Origin of the sequence: [Clostridium] celerecrescens 18A, from assembly GCF_002797975.1 — a bacterium.
GTDB classification, from domain to species: Bacteria; Bacillota; Clostridia; order Lachnospirales; family Lachnospiraceae; genus Lacrimispora; species Lacrimispora celerecrescens.
Genome location: NZ_PGET01000001.1, coordinates 2,233,677 through 2,249,454 on the forward strand (window position 1 = coordinate 2,233,677; position 15,778 = coordinate 2,249,454).

Below are 15,778 nucleotides of genomic sequence, written 5' to 3' on the forward strand. Positions count from 1 at the left end.
TGGATCTCATATGTAAAAATATACCACAACATATAGTTAATTTCAACTACCGATACACAAAATATTCGTTTTCTAATGACTTTCTTCTTTTATTATTTCCAAACAATTGCAGGAAAATTAATGATTAAAAAAACGCTTAATGTCTTACAAAGTAAGATTTCAAGCGTTTTCATTAAGAGGAAAATCTTTATCTTGAACCGCGCACATAAGGCTTCCCAAGGCTTTCCGGCCCTTGATTTTTGTGGGCGGAGCCCAGCAGGGCCGCTAATGTGATCAGGTAAGGAAGCATGGACAATGCCTGGGAAGGAAGGGGAACTCCCACCGCCTGAAGACGGATCTGCAGCGCATTGGCAGCACCGAACAAAAAGGCTGCACCCAACATTCCAAAGGGAAGATAACGCCCCAGGATGACAGCCGCCAGAGCGATATATCCTCGTCCGGAGGTCATATTTTCCGAAAAATTCCCCACCTGTACCAGGACCAGATAAGCGCCCCCAATGCCGCCCAGAATTCCGTTTAACACTAAGGAGATGTACTGGTACCGGTAAACCGGTATCCCGGCAGAATCCGCTGCGCGGGGACTTTCACCGATGGCGGCAAAGGAAAGTCCTGTGTTTGTCTTCTTATAAAAAAATGATACTCCCATGACCAGAAAATATATCAAATAGGTTAGAATATCCTGATTAAAAAGAGCATTGCCAATGAGCGGAATATCGGCAAGCACCGGGATCCGCACTTTTAACAAAGGCTCAATCTGCTGGTAGGACTGTCCGCCGGACATCAGTTTATACAGGAAGCTGGTAACACCCAGTATAAATATATTAATGGCGATCCCGCTGACCGACTGGTCCTTGGAGAGCCTGATAGACAGAATTCCATGAAGCATGCTGACAGCCGCTCCTCCCGCCATACCGCAAAGAAGCCCTGCAAGAATGCTTCCTGAGTAAAATGTGCCTGCAAAGGAGAAAAAAGCACCGGAAAGCATGACGCCTTCCATTCCGATGTTCAGTATTCCGCATTTTTCCGATATCGTCTCCCCAAGCCCCGCATAGGCAAGAGGCACAGCCATTCGCACGGCTGCCGATAAAAAGGCAGTCAGAAAGCTGGCGGTTAAGATTTGATGCATCATCTATTTCTCCTCCTTTGCTCTCATCTTTTCAGTCAGAAGTTCCCTGCCCAGTATAAGCAGAACGATAAATCCAATCAGAAAATCTACGATCGCAGAGGGAACTCCCATCTGCCTCTGCATGGAGTTTGCCCCGACTTCCAAGGCCGCAAATAAGACAGAAACCAAAAGTACTCCGCCCGGATGGTTAAAGGCCAAAAGAGTTATTAGAATTGCCGTATAGCCGCAGCCTCCTGATATTCCTTCAAGCAGCTTTTTCTGGACTCCCAATACCTCCACAGCTCCCGCAATTCCTGCAAGACCTCCGCTTAACACCGCTGACAGGATAATGTTCTTCACTACTGAAATGCCGCTGCATGCTGCTGCCCGTTTATTAAAGCCCACCGCTTTGAATTCATAGCCTAAGGTTGTCTTTTCCATGAGAAACCATACAAACAACACGGCTCCAAGGGCTATAAAGATGCCCGTATGAACTCTGGTCGGCTTTAAGAAACGTAAAAGTGTGACCGATGCTTCTATCTTTTCAGATTGAGGAATGCTTCCCGCCGGATCCATGAGAAAGGTGCGGACCGCGATGCCCAAAAGATTCATGGAAATATAGTTAAGCATAATGGTGCATATGATTTCTGATATTCCAAGCTTTGCCTTTAATATGGCCGCTATCAGAGCCCATAGACCGCCAAAGAGAAAGCCGCAGCCAATGGCAAGGATAATCCGGAAACCCCCGGTCACACCGGTGGCATTTAAAGCCACCCAGGCAGACGCAAGAGCTCCTATGTAAAATTGTCCTTCAGCACCGATATTAAAAAAGCCGGTCCGAAAGGCCACCGAACAGCCAAGTCCGGTGAGAATCAAAGGAGTCGCTTTTACAAACACTTCCCCGAAGCCGCTCACATTGCCGAAGATTCCGTTGAAAAACATCCGTCCTGCCGTAAGAGGATCGGCCCCTGATAAAATGATAAGGATGGCCGCCATTGCAATGGAAAGGAACGCGATCTCCGTTACTTCCACTGCCTTCCATTTTTTCATGTGATTCATGGCCTTCCTCCTATTTCCGTCACTCCGCCCATATAAAGTCCGATTTTAAATACATCCGCTTCTTCCCTGTTAAGGATTCCCATAATACGTCCTTCGAACATCACTGCAATCCGGTCGCTTAAGGAAAGGATCTCATCTAAATCGGCTGATATGAGCAAAACGCTTTTTCCCTGGTTCTTCTGCCTGATCAAAGTCTGATGTACAAATTCTGTTGCTCCGATGTCCAATCCTCTGGTAGGCTGGCTGGCTACAATCAGCCTGGCCTCTTTCGATATTTCACGTGACAGGATCACCTTCTGCTGATTTCCGCCGCTCATAAGCTTGACCGGCGTCCTGGCTCCACTTTTTCCTGATGTCCGGATTCCATACTCTTCAATGGCTTCTAATGCCCGGTTTTCCGCCTTTTTATGATCAAGAATCCATTTTTTTGAAAACGGCAGACGGTTGTACATGCGCAGGATCATATTTTCTGTTACCGTCATGTCTACAACCAGACTGTCCATGTGACGGTCATCGGATATATAGGAGATGCCATTATGAAAACGTTCTCTTACAGATCGGCTGTCAATGACTTTCCCTTCAAATGAGATGGTTCCCTCCGTATGCTTACGGATTCCTGTGATAGCCTCGGCAAGCTCCTTTTGTCCGTTTCCTTCCACTCCGGCAATTCCAAGGATCTCCCCTTTATAAACCGTAAGGCAGATATGATCTAACGCTTTTTTGCCGGCCCGCTTTTTTAATAAAGAAACGCCTTCAAGGCTCAATGCCGCTTCCTTTGATGTCTTTTTCCTGTCTTCCGTTTTAGGGGAAAGGGGCCTGCCTATCATAAAGGCAGATAATTCCTCCGGCGTGGTCTCTGATGTGACCAGATCCTTAACCGCCTTTCCATCCCTTAATATGGTAACTCTGTCGCTGATTGCCATGATCTCACTCAGGCGATGGGTAATGATGATAATACCATGGCCCTCATCCTTTAACCGTCTTAACACATGAAAGAAATTTTCTGCTTCCTGAGGGGTCAAAACTCCTGTGGGTTCATCTAAAATGAGCAGGTCCGCCTTTCGGTATAGGGCTTTTAGAATCTCCACCCTCTGCTGTTCTCCTACGGACAGACTATAAACCGGTTCATCAGGCTTTACAAAAAGGCCGTATTTTTCCGCCAGCATGCAGACCTCTTCTGAGGCCTGTTTTCTGTTAAGAACCTCTTTCCTGCTGTCAGATCCCAGAATGATATTGTCAAGCACTGTCATCCGGTTTACAAGAGAAAAGTGCTGATGGACCATGCCGATTCCATGGCTTATGGCATCGGCGGGAGACTTAAACCGGACCGCTTCTCCTTTGTAGAAGATTTCCCCGCCATCAGACTGGTAAATGCCAAATAATATGTTCATCAGCGTAGTCTTTCCGGCTCCGTTCTCCCCAAGCAGGGCATGAATCTCCCCTTTTTCCACGGAAAGGTTGATATCCTCATTGGCATACACACCGGAAAATGCCTTTGTAATATGTTTCATTTCCAATAATGGCATATGAATACTCCCTATCTGATCTTTGTATCACATGTTACCGTAAATTCTCCGGCTGCAATGGCTAATACCTTTTTCTCAATCTCCGCCTTTACCTCATCCGGGACCTTGTCCTCCAGTTCATGGTATGATGCGATGCTCACCGCGCCTTCCTTCATGCCCAGATTATAGATTCCTCCCGCAAAGCTTCCGTCTGCCACCGACTGAAAGGCTATTTCAATCACATGGGGGATGTGGTATATGGAAGAAGAAAGAACAGTTTCCGGAGCCAGTCCATTTTGGTCATAGGAATCTCCGGTTGCATAAACCTTTGCCTCCTTTGCCGCATTGATGGCTCCTGTACCGGATTCGTTGGCACAATGGCCGATGACATCGGCTCCATTGTCGATCATAGCCTGTGCAGCTTCTTTTCCCAGAGCTGTATCCGTAAATGAACCGGTCCATGCAGTCTGGACTTCAATGTCAGGTTTTACGGACTTTGCACCATCCTCAAAGCCATTCATGATTTTAACAAGGGAGGCGCCCTGAATGGGTCCTACAAAACCAATTTTATTACTTTTTGACATTCCTGCTGCAAGCATTCCCATGATATAACCTCCTTCTTCGCATTTGGTAACATAGGATGCCACATTGTCAGCGGAAACCTCTCCCTCTGTCACAATAAATTTAGTATCCGGATACTGTTCTGCCACTTCTACGGCAGAGTCACCGAACTCGTAGCCGTGGCCGATCACCACGTCAAAGCCATTGGCGGCATAATCAGCAAACGCGGCTTCAATGTCATCAGGAGTCAGATTTTCCGTATAGGCGGTCTCACAGCCATAATCGGATTCCAGAAGTTTTAATCCTTCATAAGCGGATTGGCACCAGCCCATGTCATTTGCCGCACCGGAAAGGCAAAGGGCTACCTTGAACGTTTTAGAAGTTTCGGATGTATTAGAAGTTTCAGATGTCTCAGATGATACAGATGTATTAGGGGTCTCTGTTTTTGTCTCTGTCTTTTTACTACAGCCTGCTAAGGATGCAGCCGCCATGGAAGCAGCAAGAAACAGGGCTGCCAGTTTTTTTAAGTTTTTCATAATGATTCTCCTCTCTTGTTGTCAATTCCTTCGTTGTGCTAAGTTTTCATTATCCGGATCTGCGTATGGGTGATGTAATTGGAGCTTTGGTTTTCCACAAACTGATCCAGAATATTAAAATTAATGGTTAGATCTTCAAATTCCAGATCCGGTCTTGCATTTCGGATCCGCTCAATGGTAGCTGGTACCGTTTCATAAGAGCCCAGGTGATAGCCGCATAGAAAATCGCCTGCAGGAATTTTACGGATCTGATCCTTTCTGATCGCCTCCGGCAACGGTTCGCTGGATGGATATAAATAAGCACCGAAATATTTTCCTTCTCCCTGATAAAAGGCGATGGTAGGATAAAAATAGAAGGAATTCTGCCGATAGATCATCTCTTCTTCTCCAATGGCAAGAAAGGCCCTGTCTTCAAAATGGCGGATGGTGATCTCATCCGTATGGATATTTTCCATCTCTTCTTCAATAAAACGAAGCTTTCTCTGAATGGCCTCATCAATGGAAATCAGCTCCATCCACTGCCTGTGAAGCTCCTCTGAACGCTGCTTTAAGGAATCCAGAGCGGAACCGGCATGCTGTGTGCTCCGCTGCTTTGTGATTTCCTCCAGGGAGTATCCAAGCTTTCGCATATAGCATATGGTTGCCAGCTCATAAATCTGGTCAAACTCATATTTTCTCCTGCCGTTTTTCATATCCCGCATTCTTGGTTTAAATATGTCTATGCTGTCATAATAATACAGGGTCTGTATATTCAGCCCGAAAAGAGATCCCATCTCTCCAATGGATAAAAATTCCTTCAAACCGTTTTCCTCAACTTTCTATGATCAGGCGGCTTATAAAAACGGACGGAATGCCTCACTTGGCTTACGTATCACTCTGGTGCAGACCGCCTCTCCTTCAGAAGCCAGCCGTTTCTCGTCCACTCCGGTGATCACGCCATCCTTATAAACCACTTTTCCATTAATCATAGTGAGCCATACGTTTCCTGTCAAGCCAACCCTTGCAAGGAAATTCTTGGGATCATGGATTGCTCCTGCAAGCTCCAGGACTTCTGCATCTATCATAAATAAATCGGCTGCCTTTTCCGGTTCCAGAGAGCCCAGATCCGGTCTTCCCAGAGTCTTTGCTCCATTGATGGTTGCGATTTTTAACATATCATAGGCAGACGCACAGCCGCCTCTTTCCTTTGTATAATAAGTCTGCATCATATAAGCAGAGCGAAGGGCATCAAGAAGATTGGAGCTGTCATTGGTTGAGGATCCGTCACAGCCAAGGCTTATAAGAACTCCTGCCTCCTGCATGGCCTTAATATCAAGAATTGGGAAGCCTCCCAGCACAGCCGGAGCAGGGCAATGGGAAATCCCGGTTCCGGTTTCAGCAAGCAGCTTGTATTCTTCGGGAAGCACTTCCCAGTTATGGGCATACCAGACGTCTTCTCCTATAAAGCCGATATCCCTGCACCATTCCAGAGTGCGTTTTCCATAGCGGGCCTTGATCCCTTCCGTCTCCCCTTCCCCTAAATGGGTATGCATCCGCACGCCCATGCCTCTGGCTGCGGCAACGGTTTCAATAAATGTTTCCGGCCTGCAATTAATCGGCTGGCAGGGCGCCATGACGATCTGCTGCATGGAATAAGGACCTGGATCATGATAGAGACGGATAAGCCTTTCGCAATCTTTTAAGAATTCATCCGTAGTCTCCAGCATATTGTCTGGAATCGAGCTTCCCTCGCTCCTTGAAAGCGTGTTGCTGCCCCTCCCTGCATGATAACGGATTCCCATAAGATTTGCTGCTTCCATCTGCCGGTCCACCGGATCCTTGCCGGTTTTCTTCGTATAACAGTACTGGTGGTCAAAGGCGCAGGTGCAGCCGTGTTTGATTAAATCGGCAAAAGCCGTAAGAGTGGAATAATAAATGACATCATTGTCAACGATCTGAAAAATCCGGTAGATCTTATCGATCCAGTCCATGACCGTCAGATTCGGATAATCAATGGTGATCAGATTCCTTACAAAGGTTTGAAAGAAGTGATGATGGGTGTTGATTAGTCCCGGGTATACAAATTTTCCTGATCCGTCAATGACCTGTGCGCCTTCTTCCTTTATCCCAGGGCCTATTGACACAATCTTAGGCCCTTCAATCAGGATATCGGTGTCTTTGTACACATGGTCATTTTCATCACAGGTTATAATTGCCTTGGCATTCTTTATCAATAATTTTAAAGCCATGTTATCCCTCCATTTTCAGTACGGCACCATGCCGTCATTTAAAATCGAGGTCATTATATATCCTATAGCAACTATAGGTTCAAGCTTGAAGCATCAATTCATTAATTAAAAAAATTTATAATCATTTTGCAATTTTCTTATAAGCGTATATTCCATTCTTATACGCCGCCAAAAGTCCCGACCGGTTCTTTTAAATCCAGTTCTCCAAACAGGCTGTCAACCACTGCCCTGTAATCTGCAAGATACTGGGACTTTCTGATCTTTTTCCCATGTTTTTCACTGCCGTCAAACATCTGGATCATATATGCCCACAGCTCCTTCATCTTAAACAGGACATTGCGGTCTCCGGATATGATCTCTTCATATCCTGTTAGGATCTCGTCATGAAAAGCTTTTAGCTGCCCCTTTTCCATTTTCTCCCCGTTTTTCATTTCCCCTGCAAGACCGGGATTTGCCACCAGACCCCTTCCAAGCATGATACTGTCTATGGTTGGAAAGACTGTAGTAAATTCCTTATAATCTTCCGCGGAAAACAAATTTCCATTGTAGCACAGGGGGTTTTTGCTTAAAGAGACTGCCTCCTTCATCACCTTCCAATTAGGTTCATTCTTATAGAGGTCCTTCTGGACTCTGGGATGGATGATCAGCTCTTCTATCGGATATTTGTTATAAATTTCCATGAGCCTTCCAAATTCCTCCGGGCTGTCCTTGCCGATCCTGGTCTTTACGGAAATTTTTAAATCCAAGGCGGAAAAAATCTGATCAAAAAAGATTTGAAGCAGCTCCGGTGCTCCTAGAAAGCCGGACCCCCGGCCCTTAGTAACCACTGTAGGAGAAGGGCATCCCAGATTTAAATTCACCTCTTCATATCCGAATTGTTTCAGTTCTTTGGCCGCCCATATAAAATCTTCCCCCTTATTGGTGAGAATCTGAGGAATCACATGCAATCCCACGTTATGCTCCGGAAGAAAGTCGTTTTTTTCCCTGGAGGTAAATTTCCGGTTCTGAGTGGGCACAATAAAAGGAGTAACATATATATCTACCTGATTAAAAAACTTATGGTGAGCGTTCCGGTAAACGTAGCCGGTGATCCCCTCCATGGGGGCAAAATAATACTTCATGCTTCAGTCTCCATTTTCTGTTATTTCTATATCGGTACATTTTACCACAATAAGTGACAAATTCATAGAAGGCCATTTACAGAATCTGCCAAAGAGTGTTATAATGTAAGGCAAAACGCCATTATTCTGGAGGATCGATCATGACAAAATTAAAGAACTTACTGCCTGCAGCCGCCAAGGCCCTTTTACTTGCCGTTCTTATTACTACCACCTCCTCTTCCGTCTCATGGGCAGAAGAAGAAACCGGGCCGGCCTTTGCACCTCCGGTAACCAAGACAATTACGCCTGAAATAGGACCAGGCATACGAAGCAACAACTCCAACTTTATCGTGGTTCTGGATCCGGGTCACGGTAAGACAGGCGGGCATTATTCCGGCTGTAACTTTGTATATAATGGAGTCACCTATTATGAAGATGAGATCACCATGAAGATCGCTTCCTATACAAAGCAGTATCTGGAACAGTTTTCCAACTATACGGTTTATTTAACAAAGGACAGCGCAGAAGTCACCGTCCCTCTGGATCAGCGGGCCGCCTTTGCTGCCTCCGTGCATGCAGATCTATTCGTAAGCCAGCATGTAGACTCGGCTTTGGGAAACGGTACAGTGAAAAATGCTTATGGAGTAAGCTCCATGGCCCCCAGAACCGGCCGCTATAACAACGACCTGGCTCTCCAGTCCCAGGAAGCTGCAAGTACTATCCTAAAGCAGTTAAATAATCTGGGACTTAACAACCGGGGATTAATTCTCCGGGATTCGGAAAACGGAACCTTATTTCCCGACGGAAGCCAGGCCGATTATTATGCGATTCCCCGTTATTCCCAGATGTATGGAATCAGAGGCTTTATCATTGAGCACGGCTTTTTAAACCATACCAGCGACTTAACCCTGTTTCTTTCAACAGAGGAACAGTATAAGGCATTGGGGGAAGCGGATGCAAAAGGAATTATGGAATATCTGCAAAAAGCAGGTAAATCTATATTTGTCCAGACAACTCAGACCACTCAGACAGCCCATAATACCAACAGCCAGAATGAAGGGACTGTTGCTCCTCCCTCTGTCTCTGAAAGCAAGGGGCCTGGTGCAAGCTAAGCACTTATAGTCAATAACCTGCAAATGAAAAACATGCCAATGGCAGCAAGAACTTCCTGCCCTCACTCATGAGGGCAGGGGGTTCTTTTTGGTTAGAAAATCTTTTCCTGCAAAAATATCAAGTCCAAAAGAAAAAAAATTATAATATTACCGATAATAATCCAGCAGAAATCGAATATCATCATTATTAGAGATCCACTGAAACCGAATAATCACAGACATAAGTAGCAGTGTTAAGAAAGTGTTAAAAAATAACAGTAAAATCCAGAACTCTTCATAATTATTGTCAAAATGTTATCCTTTTTTAGTAAATTCATTCATTTATTTGTTGAAAATATATATTACTTGGTACTATAATGAAATCATCAAAATATAAAACTGGAGGTATGAAGTAATGGATGCAATTTATTTTGTATCAATGGGGTCATTGTTGGGGATTATCTTTGCCTGGGTCATGTTCCTTCGTGTAAAAAAACAACCAGAGGGCACCTCAGAAATGGCCCGGATCTCTGAAGCTGTAAGAAAAGGGGCAAATGCCTACTTGAGACGTCAGTATTCAGGGGTTGCCATATTTTTCATTGCTGTTTTTTGTATTTTACTTATTATGGCATTTAACGGTTTCCTAAGCTTTTTTACCCCGTTTGCATTTTTAACGGGTGGCTTTTTCTCAGGTCTTTCCGGCTTCATAGGCATGCGCACTGCAACTATGGCTAACTGCAGAACTGCAGAAGGAGCTTCAAAAAGCTTGAATAAAGGACTCCAGGTGGCATTCTCAGCCGGTTCGGTTATGGGCTTTACGGTAGTCGGGCTTGGTCTTCTGGATCTTTCTATTTGGTATTTTATTTTAAATGTAGCTTTTCAACATCTTCCGGTTGAACAGCGCATTACGGAAATTACAGCGAATATGCTGACCTTTGGAATGGGCGCTTCCAGTATGGCCCTCTTTGCCAGGGTTGGCGGCGGTATCTTTACCAAGGCAGCAGATGTGGGGGCTGATCTTGTCGGTAAGGTAGAAGCCGGTATTCCAGAAGATGATCCGCGTAATCCGGCTGTTATAGCCGATAATGTAGGTGATAATGTAGGTGATGTAGCCGGAATGGGCGCTGATCTTTATGAATCCTATGTCGGTTCTATTGTATCAACAGCAGCTCTTGCTGTTGCTGCAGGATACGGAATTAAGGGCGTGTCCATACCGATGCTGCTGGCAGCGCTGGGTGTAATCGCTTCCGTCATTGGTACCTTTTTTGTCAAAACAGAGGAAGGTGCCTCTCAGAAGAACCTTCTTAAAGCACTTAGAACCGGTACCTATATTAGTGCGGCAATCATTGTTGTTGCAGCATTTTTTATAATAAAGCTGATGCTTCCCGGTCATATGGGACTTTATGCCGCCGTACTTTCAGGACTAATTGCAGGTGTATTAATCGGAGCTATCACAGAATATTACACATCAGATACCTATAGCCCAACAAAAAAATTAGCAGAATCCAGTGAAACCGGAGCCGCAACCGTTATCATCAGTGGATTATCCCTTGGCATGCTTTCTACTGTCGCACCGGTCATAATCGTAAGCATTTCTGTCCTTGTAAGCTACTATTGCTCCGGAGGTGCCGGTGATTTTAATCTCGGACTTTATGGCATCGGTTTATCTGCTGTCGGTATGTTATCCACTTTAGGTATTACACTGGCCACGGATGCTTACGGACCAATCGCGGATAATGCCGGCGGCATCGCTGAGATGACACATATGGATGCTTCCGTTAGACAGAGAACAGATGCACTGGACTCTCTTGGCAATACCACTGCTGCAACAGGAAAAGGATTTGCTATCGGTTCTGCTGCCCTGACCGCTCTTGCCCTGATTGCTTCTTATGTTGATAAAGTACATCAGATCCAACCTGATCTAAACCTGGATTTAACCATAACCAATCCAAAAGTACTTGTAGGGTTGTTTATCGGCGGTGTATTACCGTTCTTATTTGCAGCTCTCACCATGGAGGCCGTAGGCAAAGCCGCACAATCCATCGTATTGGAGGTCCGCCGTCAATTTAAGACCATAGCCGGAATTATGGAAGGAAAAGCGGAACCGGATTATGCTTCCTGTGTTGATATGTGCACAAAATCGGCGCAAAAACTGATGATTGCACCAGCTATGATAGCCGTTGTTATTCCGATTGTCATTGGCTTATTATTAGGGCCGGAAGGCGTATGTGCTCTTCTCGCTGGAAATACCGTTACAGGGTTTGTTCTTGCCGTCATGATGGCTAACTCCGGTGGCGCATGGGATAACGCAAAGAAGTATATTGAACAGGGCGCACATGGCGGAAAGGGTAGCGACCAGCATAAAGCTGCAGTCGTAGGCGATACGGTAGGTGATCCGTTCAAGGATACTTCCGGACCATCGATCAACATTCTCATAAAGCTTACTTCCATGGTTTCCATTGTATTTGCATCACTTATTCTGACCTTCCATTTGTTATAAAGAAGACTCATACTCACCTGTAATATATCGTGCTCATTCCTGACTGCAGCAGCCAAAAGGTACGCAAGGCCGCGTTCCGGTACAGCTACACAGACCGCTCCATGGCTTCCTCCACAGGTATTTTCATGATTACTACTCTCTCCGCTTAAAATAAAGAACAGGCTGGCAGCCTATCAACAGCTGCCAGCTTGTCATATTTATGTACCGTGAAAACAAAAACTACCAATTTATGACCTGGTTTTACCGGTTTTTTGCCATAGGTCTTCCCATGATTCCTAATCCGATAAAACCAACTTTCATTTGCCTTTTCTCTCTTCTTTAAGTTAAGCTACATCCACAGCAGTGGCTGGCGTGCCGCAATATTACGCCTGGCTTCTTCATCTGTCGATTCCTCCGGAAGCCGGTAATATAGTTCTAAGAGTTCCTTTCGCCCCAGAGAACACCCTGCCAGAAGCATGAAACCGCTGCGGGCTGGAAAGGCATCAAAGTGCATGACATCCGGCGGATAAGGCCAGCAATCCTTATCCAGTATATAAGGCGTAATAAATTCCAGTGCTTTTTTAATGCTTCTCCCATCCTCCGATACATATTCCCACAAATCATCGTCCGGCTTAGACAGCAGATGGCATAAGGACACCATATTATCCACAACAAATATGGAGTAATTATAGGGCTTTGTACGCCCCAGCTCTCTCGGAAAAGAACCATCCTCCGCCTCCTGCCTTAAAAGCTGCTTTTTATAGTAATCCCTGCAAAAATCTGCTATCCTCTCATTTTCGGTGAATAAAGCAAATGCCGCCGCCTGAACAAAGAAGCAGACACCATGGTTATTATCCTTGTTCATTTCCTGGATCCCGTTGCTGTCGGTAAGCATCCACCCCAGATATTTAGCAAACCAGTTCTTTAAACCAATGTATATCTCAGCCTTCATGGATCGGGACACTTTTAATTTCTCCACCGCAAATACCACATCCACCAGATGAAGGGTATCAATGATTCCGATCCCCCTTCCGGAACAGATGCCAAGGATCGCCTGGGCATAAGACAAATGGGGTGCCATATATGTTTCTTCATCAAGGAAAAATTCCTTTAAGTGCTGCACCGCCTTTTCTGCATATGCCTCTTTTCCCGTAAGGCAGTAAGCCGAGGCAAGGAACACCACATTGGTCCTCATCTGACGCATGATGATCCTGTGGCTGTTAAAATTACCGGGATTTGTCTGCCCATCTTTCTGAATATAAGGCAGCCCGTCCGGGGAACCGGGATCCGGCCACCAGTAATCCCCATTGGAATAGTAGTCATGAGGACCCCCTTCGCTCCTTGGGCTCTGCACGTCAGTGATATGGAGCGCAGGGGCCTTCATGGCCGCCTGCGCTTTTTCCATTAACCATTCCTTATTGGACCAGTCAGGAATAATCTTGTATTTCTTCTCATATTGTATCATTTATATTTACCTGCACGATTTATTTAATTCTGCCGACGCACACTTTAAAAGGGCTTTCATATATCCGGTGCTGTAGGCCCAGGAAGAGTTTTCTCCGCCGACGCCCTCTCCCCATACCGGCACATGGTCCACGTGTATGGAGCCGTCATAATCATAACGGACCAACTGCTTCATTACTTCATACATATCCATATATCCGTCTTCCAGAAGGGTCTCCTCAAAATAAGGCATGGTAGCACTGACATTTCTAAAGTGTACCAGCAGCACCTTTTGATTTTCTACAAAATATTTAATGTCCTCCATGACATTTCCAAAGGCTTCCCCGCCTTCCAGCCAGCATCCCAGACACATCTTCATGCCCAGGTACGGACTGTTTCCTGCCAGTTCAAAAGCGTGTTTGTAATCTTCGGCAGAAGTGATCAGGTTGGAGATTCCAAGGAGGCAATCTACCGGAGGATCATTTGGATGAAGAGCAATCTTTATATTGGCTTCCTCACATACCGGCAGGACCCGGTCGAGGAAATATTTAAAATTCCCCCACATTTCTTCTTTAGAATAAAGTCTGCCATGGGAATAAGGCCGGGCCTTCAATTCCTCAAGATCCACGATACGGCCGATGCTTCCTCTTGTATGCTCGCCTACCCCAAACCTGGTAGTCAATACCTGGTTCGGTTCCCACGTCATGTATCCCACCGGAATCCCTGCTTTTCCTAAAATACGGTTGAAATCATTATACGCCTTTATGGCCTCATCCCGTCCCGGCAATCCCAGATGGATGGCATCGCTCTTATACAAATGCACATTTCCAGCATCCGTTGCCGTTAAGCCGAATTTGTGAAGCCGTTCCATAAATGACATGACCGAATCATAATTGGTATGTTCATCTGTAAAAATAACGTATACATAGTTTATGCCCATCTGTTTAATGAATTGCAATTGTTCATCCGTATAATCCGATACAACCTTGGACTGCACCTTTATCTTATCTCCCAGCATGTTGGGTCCTCCTTAAAGTCAAATAATCAGCTATTTGGTCCAGTGAACGGCTTCTGGTGTCCACTGTTCCAGACTTACTTCATAAATCCCACTGTCTTTCAGCCCTGGAACGGCAAATGATTCATAATATATAACCGCCATTGGAGTAATCATCACATAATCCGCTACGAGCGCTTTGGCCGCCTTCTGAAGATTTTCTTTCTTTTCTTCAATCGTTACCGCTGCCCGTGCTGCAAACAGAGGCTCTTCAAATTCTGCAGGACGAAGCATAATTCCATGATTCTTAATACCCTCTGAGGAATACAGACGGATATAGTTGTTGGTGTAATCCATCTTGCTGGCTCCGCGGTTTGCAATAAATCCATCGATGTCATCTTCCTTCTGGATCGCTGCCAGAGCAGAGCTGTCCAGCGTTTCTATTACTGCCTTGATTCCGATCTGAGCCAATATAGCTTGGAATGCAGTCGCCGTATCATTATCCTGGGACTTGGTATAAATGGTTGTCTCAAATCCGTTTGGATATCCTGCTTCTGAAAGCATCTGCTTTGCCAAATCAAGATTATACTCATAAAAATCCACCGGCGAATAAGCCCAGGAATCAGAGGTACAAAATAGAGGTGTGGCCTCTCCCAGACCGCCGGATAAGGCTTTGGCCACCTGCTCCCATTCAATGGCATGCATAATCGCCTGCCGGACCTTTAAATCTCCCATTGGATGCTTGTCGCTTTTGCTGTTCCAGATAATGTGCTTGATATCGGCACAGTTTGCATTTTTCCTTCCAATGCTCTCAAATCCGGCCTGTTTCACGGCATTGATAATTGCATCATTTTCAAACTTCATCGCCACGCTGACTTCTTTATTCAGAAGAGCCGACATTAAAGTATTGGTATCCATAACCATATCAATTTCCAGCTCATCGATATGGGGGAGCCCTGCAATTCTGTAGTTATCGTTTTTGGTGTATGTAATCTTATTGTCAACAATAAAAGACTCCAGGATAAACGGCCCCGTTCCAACCGCATGGGTCTTGCACCACTCTTCTCCATTCTTCTCATACGCCTCTTTTGAGATAATAAAGACATCTCCTATGACACTGTCCCAGTCATTTGCCCATTTCTCATACTGAATTTCAATATGCCTGTCATCAACTACCGTGATTTCTTTTGGGGATCCCAATTCACTGGCCTTGCCATTATCAATATACTGCTGAAGGTTCCAGGCCACCGCTTCCGCATCGCAATCCGATCCGTCGTGGAACTTCACACCTTCCCTCAGCTTAATGCTGAATGTCAGATTATCAGGATCTGCATAAAACTCTTCTGCCAGCCATGGGTAATAATTGCCTTCTTCATCAGCCCTCCCCAGTGATTCAATGACAGGCTGTGCGCCGAAACGGTCACTTGTGGTTGTTGACTGGGGCATAAAGAACGTATTATGGACCTGGGGAATGGCGACCACCAGCTTTCCTCCTTCCTCAATATCCGCAGGAGCAGATGCTTCGCTTTCTTTGGATTCTGCAGCCGTGGTCTCACCGCTCTGGGTGGTTGTTTCAGCGGAAACTTCGGTTTTCCTGCTTCCTCCGCATCCGGCGGTCATGCCTGCCGTAATAACCACTGCCAGTGTCAGCGACACAATCCTCTTTGTCAATTTCAT

General features: G+C 45.5%; 13 protein-coding genes. 2 read left to right on the forward strand and 11 right to left on the reverse strand.

Translation table 11 applies throughout. The features are described 5' to 3' along the window. Positions 1-187: 187 nt before the first annotated feature. From H171_RS10360 to H171_RS10390, 7 genes are all read right to left on the reverse strand, one after another. Positions 188-1,129 carry an ABC transporter permease gene (locus tag H171_RS10360; RefSeq protein ID WP_100305069.1) on the reverse strand — a complete coding sequence of 314 codons (942 nt, stop codon included), beginning with the start codon at positions 1,127-1,129 and terminating at the stop codon, positions 188-190. Beyond that, positions 1,130-2,164, reverse strand: a complete 1,035-nt coding sequence (locus H171_RS10365) for an ABC transporter permease (protein ID WP_100305070.1) — start codon at positions 2,162-2,164, stop codon at positions 1,130-1,132. Then, positions 2,161-3,690 (reverse strand): ABC transporter ATP-binding protein, encoded by a 1,530-nt coding sequence (locus H171_RS10370; RefSeq protein WP_100305071.1) that lies wholly within the window; start codon positions 3,688-3,690, stop codon positions 2,161-2,163. Before H171_RS10370 ends, H171_RS10365 begins: the two co-directional genes overlap by 4 nt. Before the next feature lie 11 nt (positions 3,691-3,701). Further along, positions 3,702-4,766 (reverse strand): BMP family protein, encoded by a 1,065-nt coding sequence (locus tag H171_RS10375; RefSeq protein ID WP_100305072.1) that lies wholly within the window; start codon positions 4,764-4,766, stop codon positions 3,702-3,704. 38 nt (positions 4,767-4,804) lie between these two features. Then, entirely contained in the window at positions 4,805-5,566 is a 762-nt protein-coding gene (locus H171_RS10380) for a MerR family transcriptional regulator (RefSeq protein ID WP_100305073.1), read from the reverse strand. A 33-nt stretch (positions 5,567-5,599) separates the two neighbouring features. Further along, positions 5,600-6,994: an amidohydrolase gene (locus H171_RS10385; protein WP_100305074.1), complete on the reverse strand. Its 1,395-nt coding sequence runs from the start codon at positions 6,992-6,994 to the stop codon at positions 5,600-5,602. Between the two features lie 158 nt (positions 6,995-7,152). Then, positions 7,153-8,115 (reverse strand): tRNA dihydrouridine synthase, encoded by a 963-nt coding sequence (locus H171_RS10390; RefSeq protein WP_100305075.1) that lies wholly within the window; start codon positions 8,113-8,115, stop codon positions 7,153-7,155. A gap of 140 nt (positions 8,116-8,255) precedes the next feature. Between H171_RS10390 and H171_RS10395 the strand changes: the two genes are divergently transcribed. Beyond that, a complete protein-coding gene (locus tag H171_RS10395) occupies positions 8,256-9,206 on the forward strand; it encodes an N-acetylmuramoyl-L-alanine amidase family protein (protein WP_100305076.1) in 951 nt (316 codons plus the stop codon). A 394-nt stretch (positions 9,207-9,600) separates the two neighbouring features. Continuing rightward, a complete protein-coding gene (locus H171_RS10400; protein ID WP_100305077.1) occupies positions 9,601-11,685 on the forward strand; it encodes a sodium-translocating pyrophosphatase in 2,085 nt (694 codons plus the stop codon). A gap of 240 nt (positions 11,686-11,925) precedes the next feature. Here H171_RS10400 and H171_RS25025 read toward each other — a convergent pair whose 3' ends face one another. From H171_RS25025 to H171_RS10415, 4 genes are read right to left on the reverse strand one after another with little or no spacing between them, the layout of a single operon-like run. After that, positions 11,926-11,985, reverse strand: coding sequence for an NAD(P)-binding domain-containing protein (locus tag H171_RS25025; protein ID WP_207655228.1), 60 nt, complete (start codon positions 11,983-11,985; stop codon positions 11,926-11,928). A gap of 28 nt (positions 11,986-12,013) precedes the next feature. After that, positions 12,014-13,129: an alginate lyase family protein gene (locus H171_RS10405; RefSeq protein WP_100305078.1), complete on the reverse strand. Its 1,116-nt coding sequence runs from the start codon at positions 13,127-13,129 to the stop codon at positions 12,014-12,016. Between the two features lie 6 nt (positions 13,130-13,135). Continuing rightward, positions 13,136-14,125 carry a mannonate dehydratase gene (locus tag H171_RS10410; protein ID WP_100305079.1) on the reverse strand — a complete coding sequence of 330 codons (990 nt, stop codon included), beginning with the start codon at positions 14,123-14,125 and terminating at the stop codon, positions 13,136-13,138. Between the two features lie 30 nt (positions 14,126-14,155). Further along, entirely contained in the window at positions 14,156-15,778 is a 1,623-nt protein-coding gene (locus H171_RS10415) for an ABC transporter substrate-binding protein (protein ID WP_157803144.1), read from the reverse strand.